At 39.2% G+C, this 14,865-nt stretch carries 7 protein-coding genes; 5 read left to right on the top strand and 2 right to left on the bottom strand.

Going from position 1 to position 14,865, the window contains the following annotated elements; genetic code table 11:
• The first annotated feature begins 485 nt into the window (after window positions 1–485).
• The 4 genes from ACZ5Q7_RS02910 (at window position 486) to ACZ5Q7_RS02895 (ending at window position 10,993) form a co-directional block, all read left to right on the top strand.
• Entirely contained in the window at window positions 486–692 is a 207-nt protein-coding gene (locus ACZ5Q7_RS02910) for a hypothetical protein (RefSeq protein ID WP_343751772.1), read from the top strand.
• Window positions 693–797: 105 nt separating this feature from the next.
• Complete coding sequence (locus ACZ5Q7_RS02905; protein WP_464433082.1) at window positions 798–6,812, top strand: hypothetical protein; 6,015 nt, start codon at window positions 798–800, stop codon at window positions 6,810–6,812.
• A 1,396-nt stretch (window positions 6,813–8,208) separates the two neighbouring features.
• The gene (gene ltrA, locus ACZ5Q7_RS02900; protein ID WP_464432767.1) at window positions 8,209–9,663 is read left to right on the top strand and encodes a group II intron reverse transcriptase/maturase; all 1,455 of its coding nucleotides are present in this window, start codon (window positions 8,209–8,211) and stop codon (window positions 9,661–9,663) included.
• Between the two features lie 424 nt (window positions 9,664–10,087).
• Window positions 10,088–10,993: a tyrosine-type recombinase/integrase gene (locus tag ACZ5Q7_RS02895; RefSeq protein WP_343752083.1), complete on the top strand. Its 906-nt coding sequence runs from the start codon at window positions 10,088–10,090 to the stop codon at window positions 10,991–10,993.
• 318 nt (window positions 10,994–11,311) lie between these two features.
• Here ACZ5Q7_RS02895 and ACZ5Q7_RS02890 read toward each other — a convergent pair whose 3' ends face one another.
• Both ACZ5Q7_RS02890 and ACZ5Q7_RS02885 read right to left on the bottom strand, forming a co-directional pair.
• A complete protein-coding gene (locus ACZ5Q7_RS02890; RefSeq protein ID WP_343752082.1) occupies window positions 11,312–12,211 on the bottom strand; it encodes a hypothetical protein in 900 nt (299 codons plus the stop codon).
• Window positions 12,208–12,720 carry a DUF6932 family protein gene (locus ACZ5Q7_RS02885; protein WP_343752081.1) on the bottom strand — a complete coding sequence of 171 codons (513 nt, stop codon included), beginning with the start codon at window positions 12,718–12,720 and terminating at the stop codon, window positions 12,208–12,210. The genes ACZ5Q7_RS02890 and ACZ5Q7_RS02885 overlap by 4 nt, the downstream gene beginning before the upstream one ends.
• A gap of 192 nt (window positions 12,721–12,912) precedes the next feature.
• Here ACZ5Q7_RS02885 and ACZ5Q7_RS02880 point away from each other — a divergent pair, with 192 nt between their 5' ends.
• Complete coding sequence (locus tag ACZ5Q7_RS02880; protein ID WP_464432896.1) at window positions 12,913–14,322, top strand: ISLre2 family transposase; 1,410 nt, start codon at window positions 12,913–12,915, stop codon at window positions 14,320–14,322.
• Window positions 14,323–14,865: the final 543 nt, after the last annotated feature.

Genomic DNA, 14,865 nt, shown 5'->3' with positions numbered 1-14,865 from the left:
CCTTCCATCTGAAATGGTGGAACGGAGTTCCGCACAATTAACTATTAAACGGGACTTGCTCATCCCTGAATAGTGGAGATCTACGGTCATCAAACGAAGGGATGGAAACAATGGAACGTTTGAAGTCTTATTAGAAGAGGTGTGTTAGCACCAGTGATGCTAATAAGATGGCAGCGGGTTCGTAGTAGTGACAATGGTTAGCCGTTTGTAGTTGTGTGGTAACATACGATGAGGATAAAACTAGCCGTAACGAAGGGACCCAGTCAGTAATCATTATTCGAAGACTTATTTCCCTAAGAAAGTTTATCGAATAAAACTGATGGCACGCCGTATGTGATGAAAGTCGCTTGTACGGTGTAGGCTCATTATAAACCACTTAATAGAGATGTGGATAAGGTGAGAATAGCGATTCAGTTACTGTTAAAGAGTCCGGAGCTAACATTGAAAAAGAACCGGTTGGTAATAGCTTTACAGTAGGGGTTAAAGTGGATGATTTAAATAAACATTTTGATAATGTTTCAAAGGATTCCCAAGTCACTATAGAATTTGAAGATGGTGAAACAGTAGAACTTGACTATTACGATAAGGAAGGTCTTGCTCCTACGTTCTCTACTGCTGGTGATACAATCAGTGGACATAGTGAAGAGGAAATCAATAAAGCAGAACTTGTAGTGATTAACCCGAAAAAGTAATTAGTCACTATTAAATAAATTTGAGAAGTAATCTTGATAATAATTCAAGATTACTTCTCTACAAGATATATCTGTTCATAAAATCTAGGAGGTTTTTTATAAAATATGAGAAATTCATTTAAAGGTATTTCAGCAGCAGCAGTTGTTGCAGTAGCTGGTACGAGTCTTATTTCACCCGTTTCTGCAGAATCGGATGATACAGAATTTGGTCAAGTTACATTTAACTCCTTAGATAATCAAAGTTATGATTATTTAAATATTTTAATAACACAACCTAATAACGATGCATATGACAAATACTTCAATACGGATGGCTCATTAGCTGAAACCCCTAATACAATTGAAATTAATGGGGATAAGTATGATTATTCGACTCTTCTTGTCTATCTTTCTGCCGGTGATTCCGTTGAAGAAGCTATTAAAAAATTAGATCCAGTACAAAAAGAAATAACAGTTGATTCGGTGAGTGCGAATGTAAATGATGATAATTCAGTAACTGTTTCTGGCCAAGTTAATAATGGTACGGCAGCTCACATTGTCGTGGAAGATGCTGATGGCAACGAAGTATTAAACAATGCTTCTGTTGACCTTGATAAAGAAGGGAACTTTGAATTAACAACCAAGGCCCTTGATGCTGGTGAAAATACAGTAAAAGTTATGGGTATGAAAGATGGAGAGCATGTCACTGAATTTACTACTAAAACAGTAACTGTTGAGTCACCAGCAGTTGAATCTGTAAGTGCGATTAACGCTACAACAGTTGAAGTAACATTTGCTGAAGATGCTTCTTTAGAAGAAACAGACCTTGAAGATACAACAATCGCATTATCAGTTGATGAAAACACCACGAAAGCTACATACAAAGCTGAAAGTCTTAATGGAAATAAGGCTTCTTTTGTTTTATCTAAAGATAATTCATTAGTCTCCGGTACAAAATACACTGTATCAAGTGATGACTTCGATATCGAAGGTATGACAGTTACTTATACTGAAAGTGACTCTGAGGAAGATATTGCTAATGTAGAACAAACAATTGAAGACTTAACAACAGAAGGCAATCTACTTGAAAATGGTGACGCCATTTTAGCCGCACAAAAAGCATTTAATGACTTGACAGATGAGGGTCAGAACTCTGTAAACGATGATGCTCAAAAGAAACTTGACAGTCAAGTCAGCCAATTCCAAACCCTCACTAAGAGTGAAGCCAGTGGCGTAGTGCAAGCTGTTAATAATGCAGAAACAGTGGAAGATATGCAATCCGTTGTAACTGAAGCCGAAAAGAACCTTGAAACGTCTAAAGCATTAGGTATGGATGACGATACGTATGATCATTATATGTCATTTGTTCAAGAAGGCCAGAAACTCGTCGATAATGCACAAGACGATGTCGACAAAGCTGTTGACCAAGCTGAAAAGGCCATCAACGCTTTACCTAATCCTGAAGATGTCACATTAGAGAATTTTGAAGATGTGCAAGATCAAGTAGGAGAGGCAAATAAGCTGATTGCTGATGCTAAAGAACTTGATGGAGACGCATCTTTTGATACGAAAATAATTGATCAATTAGAAAGTAAAATTTCTGATGTGCAGTCGGAACAACAGGAAAAGATAGACGAAGCTGTCAATAAAGCGCAAGACGCGATTAATAACTTATCAAAACCAGAGGATGTAACGCAAGATAATCTGGAAGAAGCTCAAGATGAGGTTGCAAATGCCAAAGAACTTGTGGCAGATGCCAAAGAACTTGATGAAAATGTCGTCTTTTACACGTATCCAATGGACCAATTGGAAGACAAGATTACAGCGTTAGTAACAGAAAAGAATGAAAAAATTGATCAAGCCGTCAATAAAGCACAAGATGCTATTAATGAGTTACCTAAACCCGAAGATGTAACAGCTGACAATTTACAAGACGCAAAAGATCAAGTTAACGACGCAAAAGATCTTGTTAAGCAAGCGCACAACCTTGATAGTAACGTCGTCTTTTACACGTATCCAATGGACCAATTGGAAGACAAGATTGCTGAGATAGAAGCTGCTCAAGAAGCAAAAGAAAAAGCAATCCAAACGGCACAAGATGCTATTAGTAAAATCGGTGATCCTGCTAACTTTTCATTAGATGATTTAGAAGATGATGCAGCAAAAGTACAAAATGCAGCTGATAAAGTTAAAGACGCCAAAGACATCGGTGTTAAAGAATCAGACATCGGCAACTATGACCACTTTAAGCTTGCTCAAGACAGAATTGATGAGCTTAAAGACAAAATGGAAGCAAAAGAACAAGCACGTCTTGATGCTAAAACTGCATTAACCAACTTACCAATCAAGCAAAACATCACATTGAATGATGAAGAGCAGGTAAATGAAGCGCGTAAAGCACTAAATGAAGCCACAGGCTATGAATCTGTTAAAGAAGACGACTTCCGTAACGTATGGAAGTTAGACGATGCTGAAGCTAAAATTAAGGATCTCCAGGAAACTTTAGATAATGCAAAACAAGCAACAAGTGACTTAGAAGACTTGGTTGCCTCAACAGATAAAGTTGAAACGCTTGTAAATGATGGTGATAAGCGTCAGGAGGCATCAGAAGCATTCCGCGAGGCTTCAAACGCCATCCAGAAGGTAATAGGTGAACAGCATGATGACTTGATGGATCGTTCTAATGCAGCGAATGATATTATCCTTGCGACATCTCACATCAATTCATTACAAGATAAAACTGGTGAATTAACAGCCGACAACATTTTTGATGCAAATATCAAATTAACGTCAGCTGAAGGTGCTGTTGGGTCACTATCTGATGGCGATATTAAAGATGCTCTAAGTGATCTTGTTAACACAGAGGCTGACAAAATTGAAAACTTTGAAGCAGCAAATGAAGTGAGCTCATTAATCAAAGAGCTGCCTGAAGCTGAAGGCGTACAAACAAAGCATAAAGAGCAAATAGAAAACGCAAGAAGTGCCTATGATGATTTATCAGATGCTCAACAAAAATTAGTTAAAAACGTCGACAAGTTAACAGATGCGGAGAATGCGTACCAGGATCTACAAGAAGAAGCCATTTTAAATACAATTGATTCTTTAAGTGATGCTAATAAACCAGAACAAGTTAAACCAACACTTCAAAAATTAGCTGATATCACTTCGGATAATGAAGATGATGCTAAATTTAATATGGATACTTTCAATGAAGATAACGCATCTGACTACCTTATTGCCTTTGGTAATCAAACTGTAGAATCTGTTAGTGATGTAAAGAATCTAGTTAAAGATGTTAATGATAAAGTATCTGCTGAAACTAAATATGAAAAGGTTACTGAAGTCGAAAATATTTCCAATAAAAATGTGTCATTTGAAGGCAGTTCGTTTGATGTACCATATGATGTGGACAGCTTCGCATTCGACGATGGTGATGCTGAAGTCACAGCAGAGTATGCTGATGGTGAGTGGACATTCAAAACAGCTGCAACAGATCTTGATCCAACAGTAGAAGATAAAAAAGCAGCTAACAAAGTGGCAGATAAGATTACTAGCCTTCCTGATGGCAACCCACTTGAAAATGGCGATGCCCTTGTAGATGCACAGGAAGCTTATGAGAATCTTACTGACGCTCAGAAAGACCTTGTAAGTGAGGAAGATACAAACACACTGGATTCAGCAGTGGATACTTATATTTCTCTTTCTAAGTCTTCCGCTAGCGGTGTAGTTAAAAAGATAACTAACGAGAAAAACATCGAGAAGAAACAAAAGATCGTAAATAATGCACAAAACAATCTTGATACAGCTAAGCAACTTGGTATGAGCCAAGATGTTTATGATCATCATCAAGGATTCATCGATGAGGCTCAAAAACTAGTTGATACAGCGAAAGAAGATAAGAACCAGGCAGCAGCCGATAAAGTAGCGGATAAGATTACTAGCCTTCCTGATGGCAACCCACTTGAAAATGGCGATGCCCTTGTAGAAGCACAGGAAGCTTATGAGAATCTTACTGACGTTCAGAAAGGCCTTGTAAGTAACGAAGATAAAAACACACTGGATTCAGCAGTGCAACAATATATCACACTTTCTAAAGGTTCAGCCCAAGGTGCAGTTGATAAGGTAACTAGTGAGAAAAACATCGAGAAGAAACAAAAGATCGTAAATAATGCACAAAACAATCTTGATACAGCTAAGCAACTTGGTATGAGCCAAGATGTTTATGATCATCATCAAGGATTCATCGATGAGGCTCAAAAACTAGTTGATACAGCGAAAGAAGATAAGAACCAGGCAGCAGCCGATAAAGTAGCAGATAAGATTACTGGCCTTCCTGATGGCAACCCACTTGAAAATGGCGATGCCCTTGTAGATGCACAGGAAGCTTATGAGAATCTTACTGACGCTCAGAAAGACCTTGTAAGTGAGGAAGATACAAACACACTGGATTCAGCAGTGGATACTTATATTTCTCTTTCTAAGTCTTCCGCTAGCGGTGTAGTTAAAAAGATAACTAACGAGAAAAACATCGAGAAGAAACAAAAGATCGTAAACAATGCGCAAGACAATCTTGATACAGCAAAAGAACTTGGTATGAGCGAAGATGCTTATGATCACAACCAAGGATTCATTGATGAAGCACAAAAGTTAGTTGATACGGCGAAAGAAAATTCAACAGAAGCAAAATATAACGCTAACGGCAGTGTAGAAAATATTCCTGACAACGTTGCATATACTGATGGTAAATTCACAGTGCCGAAGGGTGTAGAAAGCTTTGAATTTACTGATAAAGGTAGAACAGTTACAGCTAATTATAAAGATGGAAAATGGATATTCAGTCAAGATGGGTTTGATCAGACTCCAGCAAACTCATATTTCACAGCAACTTCAAGTACTGACTTAGATGCTGAAAATGTGACTGTTGATTATGGTGAAGATAAAAGTGTTAAATTCTCAGTCGCAACAGAAACAAAAGATAACGAAGCCAACGAAATGACATTCACTTTTGATAATGTAGACGGTGATTCATTTGATACATCTAATTTAGATGGTGAATTCGAATTTAATGCTAATGAGGAGACATACACGGCTGTTAAAGAAGACGATGGATGGACTGTCTATACTGAAGAACAAATAGCAGCTCAAGATCTACAAGCCGCTAAAGACACTGTAAGTGGTACTGATTTCTCGAATTTAGAGATTAAAGGCGAAACTGCTGGGAACAAAAAATCAGCCGTTGAAGGTGTTATTGAAGGTCTAGATCTGGCAGAAGGCGTAACTGCTGAAGTTAATGAAGATGGATCGAACGTTACACTATCTACAGATGGAGCAGAAGACGTTACGGTAGAAACTGGCGCTAAGTTCCATTTAACCCAAGCAGCCGGAACTCTTAAAACATTAAAGCAGAAGATAGTAGAATATGAAAACAAAGACCAATTTGCTAATATAGAAATCCAAGATGAACAAGATAGCACGAAAGAATCAGCTGTTGCAGGAGTTATTGATCACCTAGTTGCCGGAAATGGCGCAACCAATAGCGTTAGTAAGACAGGTGAAAATACGTATGAGTTTACATTAACTGCAGACAACGCAGATGATGTTACGGTAACAGTTGAAGCTTCCTTTGATTTAACCCAAGCAGCTCAAGATCTACAAGCCGCTAAAGACACTGTAAGTGGTACTGATTTCTCGAATTTAGAGATTAAAGGCGAAACTGCTGGGAACAAAAAATCAGCCGTTGAAGGTGTTATTGAAGGTCTAGATCTGGCAGAAGGCGTAACTGCTGAAGTTAATGAAGATGGATCGAACGTTACACTATCTACAGATGGAGCAGAAGACGTTACGGTAGAAACTGGCGCTAAGTTCCATTTAACCCAAGCAGCCGGAACTCTTAAAACATTAAAGCAGAAGATAGTAGAATATGAAAACAAAGACCAATTTGCTAATATAGAAATCCAAGATGAACAAGATAGCACGAAAGAATCAGCTGTTGCAGGAGTTATTGATCACCTAGTTGCCGGAAATGGCGCAACCAATAGCGTTAGTAAGACAGGTGAAAATACGTATGAGTTTGCATTAACTGCAGACAACGCAGACGATGTTACGGTAACCATTAACGCTTCATTTAAGGTAATAAAATAAGCAAATTACTGTTGTAAACAAAAATATCGGGGTGTACGCTTCAAAAAGTCTATCCGGGAAGATTTTACTCTAAATTTTCTCGGGTAGGCTTCTTTTTTTATGATATTTAATCAGGAATATAATAAGAAATTTAAAGGGGGGGATATTTTGAGAAGTATAAAGATATAGAGCGTTAAAATATGGCATGCCAAAAAACCCCTTTATTTAGTCATTTTTAAAAGGCTAGCAAGTTATGTTATGCCATTAAATTACGCGGATCATTTGTAAGTATGATAGAGTCCATTCATGACTGGTGTTGCTTTTAGTTCCACATCTTCTGCTTTTACAGGTAGATGGGTTGGTGTTGGCATAGGTGTCTGTCCTTGAAGGATTTCATGCGGTCGGTGTGTATGAGAATATCGGGGTCAGTCCCCCGCTGCTTTAAAGCGCTAAAGCAGTCGGATACAGTGGAAGTCCTGTGGAGAGAAAATCTCGATATCGGGGTCAGTCCCCCGCTGCTTTAAAACACTAAAGTGGCTGGATACAGTGGAAGTCCTGTGGAGAGAAAGTCTCTGCAGGGCTTTCGTTTTTAGGCTTTACCCATAGGCTTACAAAAAATTCTCACCTATGAAGGGGTAAGCCTTCTCTATATGTTTATTTAAATTTATTTGGAGCATGGCATTCAAGAAAGAGTGCGGGGTTCCTGTGGTCAATCCCGGGATATGTTGAACGACTGTTTTTGGCATGTATGAAGTTCTAGGATAGTTGTTTTGGATTGGAATCTCAACGGACAGACTGGAGCGTAATTTCAAAGAGAAGCTTCTGAGGATAACCAGCTCTTCCGTCCAGGCGTACAACCGGCTGACGACTAGATAAAAAAGTGACAGACATTCAAACGTTGAAATGCGTGAGGAATTCCTCGGAACTCATATTCCCATCGGTTACAAAACGTTATAAGCTTCTTTGTTTTATTTGTATGAAGGTAAGGATAGGTCGGATTCCGATGACCATATGGGTTTGAATTTTGGGTTCGAGTGCCTGGCAGAGCGACCGGGCTTAGGTCGTAACATATAGTGGGTGGGATGCCCGCCGAGTAAGAGTTAGCCACTCGCTCGTAGCAAGTTTTGGATGATGGAAGGTAACTTCCATCATTAAGCGTAAACTGTTAGCTAGTGGGCCGTAAACGACGGTTGAAGGGATTGAGCCCCGAAATACTCAATGAAAGGGCAGATGGTTTTGCCAGTCCAGAATGCAACATCTTGATAAGTGAAATAGGCGAGCTTATTAAGACCTTTCCGGGGTCGGTGACCACGGCACGCTAGACATGGATATGTTACGGCAACCCGGGAGGTCCTATCGGGTCTTCCTGCGGAAGCAGGGAGTATGGCGTACAAGCGATACAAAGTGAGGAAACCAAATGTCTGATAGGAAGTCGGAGGGCTACATAGTACCGTTGAAGCCGGGTAATTCCGGTGGAGGAAAGGTAAGCCCCCTATCATTTCTTATTAGGGACACATTATCTACACACAGAGGTGGAATTATAATGGAAACAAAACTATCGAGAATAGCGGAATTAGCTAGATCTCACCCCAGGATGCAATTCACATCACTGGCGCATTTGTTGGATGAGGAGTCTTTAAAGCAATGCCACTATGAATTACCCGGCAATAAAGCTGCAGGTATTATGGGGGTTACAAAGGAAGACTACGGTGAAGAATTGAATGATAATGTCGAGAACCTCGTTCATAGAATGAAGAAGAAAAGCTATCGCCCCCAACCGGTCAGACGAACCTATATTGATAAAGCTGGTTCAAGGAAGAAACGCCCATTGGGGATACCGGAGCACGAGGATAAAATCGTGCAGCGGGGGTTGGCTAAAATTCTTAACACAATCTATGAAAATGATTTCCTCGACTGCTCCTTTGGCTTTAGACCCAAAAGAAATTGTCATGATGCCTTGAAGATTCTTAATGTCTACATTGAACAGAGGTACACGAACTACATTGTAGATGTAGATATTAAAGGATTCTTTGACAATGTGGATCATGATTGGATGCTGGCATTTCTGGAACATCGAATTAAAGATCCCAGTATACTGAGGCTCGTAGCCAGATTCTTAAAGGCCGGATACATGGAGGAAACCAAGCGATATAAGGAGGAGTTTGGCACACCACAGGGTGGTGTTGTCTCGCCTATTCTGGCAAATGTTTATCTCCATTATGTCCTGGACTTATGGTTTGAGCGTAAAGTACGTAAAGAATGTAAAGGACAAGCGTACCTCGTCCGCTATGCGGACGATTTTGTGTGCTGTTTTCAATATCAGCAGGACGCGTATAAGTTCTTTGAAGGCCTCAAACAGAGATTGGCGAAATTTAACCTTGAAGTTGCAGAGGACAAGACGAACATTATTCCCTTTGGCAGATTTGCGGAAAAGAACAGTAGGCGGAATGGAAATAGGAAACCCCCGACGTTTAATTTTCTGGGTTTCACGCATTACTGCAGCCAAAGTCAGAAAGGCAAGTTCAGAGTTAAACGGAAAACTGACAACAAGAAGATGAGAGCGAAGTTGCGTCAAACTAAGAAATGGCTAAAAGAAAACAGAACCGAAGGTGCCGAATTTATCATGGATAGAATTCGAAAGTCACTTATAGGATACTATAATTATTATTGTATTACAGACAATTCGCCAACGGTTGATTTGTTTCGTGACAATATAAGAACGTTACTCTTTAAATGGCTCAATCGAAGAAGCCAGAAGAAGTCTTTTACATGGGAGAAATTCGTTTTATTTCTAAAGAAATTTCCACTTCCAAGACCAACTGTGAAAGTGAATATATACCAACTTAGAGATCATATTAGTTACATTCTGTGAAGATGATAGGTGGAGCCGTGTGCGGGAAAACCGCTCGCATGGTTCTGAGAGGGGAGTGATACACAATCAGCCGTTAGGCTGAGAGGTTCACTCCTACTTGACCCGACACAATTCTGAATTGTTTATAGAGTATCGGGGACAGTCCCTTACCGTTTTAAAGCAATAAAGTAGCCGGTACAATGGGAGCCTTGTGAATATCGGGGACAGTCCCCCGCCGCTTTAGAGCAATAAAGTAGACGTTACAATGGAAGCCTTGTGGAGATATAAATCTCTGCAGGGCTTTCTTTTTGTTTTCTTGTTTATAAATTTTTCGGGAGACAGTCTTCCACCGTTTAAAAATACATTATTTTAATGTAAGTGTCTATATTCGGATAAATATGTTAACACTACTTCTAGACAAGTAATCAATGAAACGAGGATATTTATGAGTACATCTCAAAAGTACTGGGTGACTACTAAAAAGATAATCCCAGAAAACAATCGGCAAATTTTAAATGACTTCCTGTTAAGCTTAAAACTTGCTAACAAGGCTGTGGTTACGATCACGAAATATAAATGGGTACTTGAGAAATTTCTTAGTGAATGTTCTGTATCCATCGGAAATTTAACGTCTGAACATATTCGGAACTGGCTATACGTCATAAGTGAAGGGAAAAAACCCAAAACGATAGACCTTTATCTATCGGCTTTAAAATCCTTTACCAACTTTTGTTTAGCTGAGGATTACTTGAATGCTCCAGTAATTAAAAGTCGTTGGAAACCAGCCATACCTGAAAGCTTACCCCAATTTCTCAATGGAGAAGAACTGGCACGTGTGAAACGGGAGGCTGAAGATCTACCACTTAGAGATCGTGCTCTCATTCTTCTTTTGCTTTCCTCCGGCTGCCGTAAAACGGAAACCTCCCACTTAAATATTGAGGATGTACAGTTGGAAAAACGTACAGCCATGGTTCTGGGGAAAGGGGGACATATACGCCACGTTCATTTTTCCGAAGAATGTGCCCTTGTCATGCAAGATTATTTGGAAACGAGAGCTTGTCGTGAAGGTGATCCTTTGTTTTTGAATAAGTTTGGTGGACGTTTAAAATCGACTGGCATCTATAAAGTCACAACCAAACTCGGTAAACAAGCCGGGTTATCACAGACCTTATATCCGCATGTATGCCGACATACATTTGCAACCCCCCTGCTTGCGAAAGGCGCCGATTTGTCTTTCATTGCTGAAGGAGTATTGGGGACAGTCCCCCACCGCTTTAAATCGCTAAAGCGTATGGGTGTAAGGGAGTCCTGTGGAGAGAAAGTCTCTGCAGGGCTTCTTTTATGGCTCTAAATTATGGGCTCAGGGGTATCGGTGTATTTTCAAATAACTTATTGGGCCTAAGAAAACAAGCTTCTCCTAGTTTTGAAGGGTCAATTGTCCCATCAGCTATACACTCCCATTGAACTTGTCCAGATTTAGTTTGTTTTTCTTGCAGTACATGGTTCATTTTCTCTTTATGTAGCTTGTTTTGGTACATTTCTAAACGCTGTGACTGCTTGAACATATCGGGGACAGTCCCCCACCGCTTATCAGGTCTCTCTTCCAGCTGCGAATATCCCCTCTTCATTACCGTGATTGTAATGAAGAGGGGATTTGAATTGGATTTATTTACTCAATAACTTGATTTAAATAATAACTTTCCTTTTCTTCATTTGTAGAAATATTTGTTATTATTTTTTTAGTTAATTTAAAAGTATATGTGTTATTAATAGTTAATCCCTTATTAAATACTTCTGCATTAGTTTTGCCTTTTATTTCTTTTCCGTTCCAACTAATTGAGAAAGAGAGTTTAGAATAGTCAGCTGCTAAAAGCTTACCATCAACCTGGATTGATTCAGATATTTCTTTGGTTTTAATGTTACTAAGTGTCTTCGTAATACTACTTATTTTATTTTTAGATAAAGAGACTTTGTCTCCTTTATCCAAATAAGTTAAATCAAATTCAACTTGTTCGTTTTCTAAGTCCTGAAACCAATTTTTTAAAATATTGAATGTCCTGATTCCATAGTTATCGGCTATTTCTGTATAATCTTCTTGCGAATTTATATCTTCCATAAGGTCATAGAAATAATTAATTGAGTCATAATCGTAACTCTCAATAATAGGATTGTCCTCTGTGAGGCCTAAATGCATGTTGAATGAACCAGGTGAAGTATTATTAAGAATTAATTCACTGGATTCAAGTATATTTTTAGGTATTGGACCGCGACTATTTCCTTTTCCGAACAAGTTATTATACATGCTTGTAAAAACTCGTTGGATACCCGAAGATATTACGTTTAGCTCTCTTAATCCAATTCTCCCAGATTCTTGTAGGGACTTCACCTTCACAAGAAGGTCCTCTTTCTTCTGCTTTTTTTTCTTCTCAAAATTTAATATTTCATTGTTAGTATGTTTAATAATGCTTTTGAATTTACTGTCTTTAGGTATTTCTGAATTTAATTCTGATGCAGAAGGGGACTCATCTTTATTATTGAAAGGTAAAGGGCTAAAGCTGTATTCATTCATTGCAATTCACTCCCTTCTGGACAACCAATTTCCAACATTCCTTTATTTTTACCTTCTCTATCAAAACCGAATTGCCCCATCCAGTATTTATTTTGTTTATCGAAGGACGCTTTTGCCGAATCATTTGGTGGTATAAGGGTGTGGTCTACAGTAAAGTAAGCGTCACAATAAAATGTTTCTCCGATTTGTCTAAAGTATTGTCTTCTTTGCTCAAAGAATTCGCTTATTTTCGGGATATTATCATCTGATGGATTGAATAAAAGAACCATATCTATATCATTAGGATTGATTTTATTTGTTAAAAAGCTTCCATCTAACCATATTTTGCTCAAAAGAGGAAGAACATCTCCGTCCTTTAAAGAAACTAAAAAATTTTTCAAACCTTTAAAATTTCTCTCCCGTGTTTGGGAATTAGGGAAAGAATCAACTAATTCGCTTTTTATATTTGCGATTGTCAGTCCTTTTATGATACCTCCATTTACATTGCCGTCTGCATTAAATTTAAGCATTTGACCACTTCTTTTCTATATTTTATAACATTTATTTTAATTTATACATCGTTCAAGCTAATTCTTTTATAAAAATATGTGTAAAATAATTCTCGGGGCCACCTGAGGCAATTTTCTAGTCAAAAAAGAGAAGGCACTCTATCATGAAATGTATGCTTTGACGGGCAAATACATTTCGAAAGAGGCCTTCTCATGGAAACTATTATATCAAGATTATACGCATTAATAAAGGAAACAAACAACTTAGTTGATTTGGAAGAAAGCATTCGACTCTATATGTATGAGGTGTTCGCTTCCCAGGTGGGAGAAGTGTTCACACAGATTAATAAGGTGATTAAAGCTGAGAAACAGAAGTTGGGCTGGACTGTCGAGCGCGAAGATTGGAAAACGGTTCAATTCACGTTTGGGGCGGTTCGTTTTCGGCATACATTAATGCATGACCTGAAAGGTGATTCTCACTATCCCTTTGATGAGTGGGCTGGTCTTCGGAAAAGTCAACGGTACAGTCCCCTGACGGAGGTAAAAGTGGCTGAATTGGCTAGTGAGAGCACGTATCGTGCATCAGCCCAAACTTTGAAGGAATGGACACCCGTAACGATGAGTCATCAAACAGTCGGGAGTATCGTAAAGCGTGTTGGAGAGGCGCAGTCCCAGGCTGATATGGAAATGGCGGCTGAACTGGAGGAAGCAGCGTCCCTTCCGGAGGCAAGAGAAGTAGACTTTTTGTATGCAGAGGCTGACGGTGTATTTGTACGTTCAACGAAAAAGAAGAAAAGCCATGAGATCCGGCATGCGATGATGCATGAAGGCTGGGTCAAAAATGGCAAACGAGTATCACTCAGCAATCAACATGTGATCATGACAACCAAACCGGCTGATGACTTTTGGAAAGAGGTACAGTCATATGCAGCCCATGGTTATTCGCTGGAGAATACGCAGGTTGTGACCAATAGTGATGGCGGGCAGGGCTATACAGCTGAACGATTTCAAGAAGCCTTTTCCCAGTCCCGTTACCCCGTATTGAATCAACTTGACACGTATCATATAGCCCAGGCGTTAAATCGGGCATTAGGCGGTGAAAAGAGTGAATTTAAGGATGGGATAAGGAAAGCGTTAGAACAACACGATTGGCAACAGGTCATACTTTGGCTGGATACATACGAAAGTACCCTGGAAGACGCGAAACAGCTGGAAAAGGTAAACGGTTTTCGAACTTACATTCAGCACAATTGGAATCGTCTATTTGACTGGCGTGAGAAAGTGGAAGACCCGCCAGAAGACGCACGAGGCTTAGGGGCTATGGAATCCAATCAGCGCCGCGTTTCTTTCCGGATGAAAAGACGTGGGATGCATTGGAGCGCCGACGGCAGTGAAGCTATGGTGAAAGTAAAACAGGGTATCCTCAATAACACGTTGCGAGATGTTTATCTCACATCCCAAAAACGAAGCGCACGCAAGCAGCGAGACGTTGAAAAGACCATTCGTATGACGGAATACTTGAATCAGCCAACACGCCCATCGATTGGCGCAAAAGAAGGATCCATCAGTTTATATACAGCCCATTCATCAGCGATAGGAAACTTGATGAAGAGTTTTAGGTAATATCCTGCATGTTTTTGTCAGGTTCCGGGTTTTGGAACGTGACGAAAATATGCAGGCCACCAAGCGACAGCGCGGTAGCCGGAAAAAGTGTACAAAGATAAAGTGCCAGATATATTGGTGTGACAACCACATCGAGAAAAGATTGACACATACTTTATAAAAAGTTTTCTATGTCCATTTAAAATTTTATGATACACTTATTATAGTATATATTACCGGTCGTGAAATTGACAACGTACATGTCGCAATTAATTGAAACAAAATAACAACCTGAATTGCAATAATAAATGCAACACAATATAATTCCATAATTTGTGAAGTCGACTCACCATATATATCGGGGACAGCGTATAATGGCAAATAAGTCAAGGCGCCAATTTACTTAAAAAAGAACAAACTGAACTAAAACTCTCAAAACCATTTTTTGACAAGTTCAACTAACACAGAACCTTATGTTAGAGCCCCTCTAGGACGTGAAAAGGTGGATCTTGCTTTTTCATCCAACAGAGGATACCGACTAGTAAATTCAAATTAATGTTTTAC

It is taken from the genome of Lentibacillus halophilus (assembly GCF_055395055.1).
The sequence above is the reverse complement of the archived record's forward strand: the minus strand, read 5'-3'. Positions and strand labels throughout refer to the sequence as shown.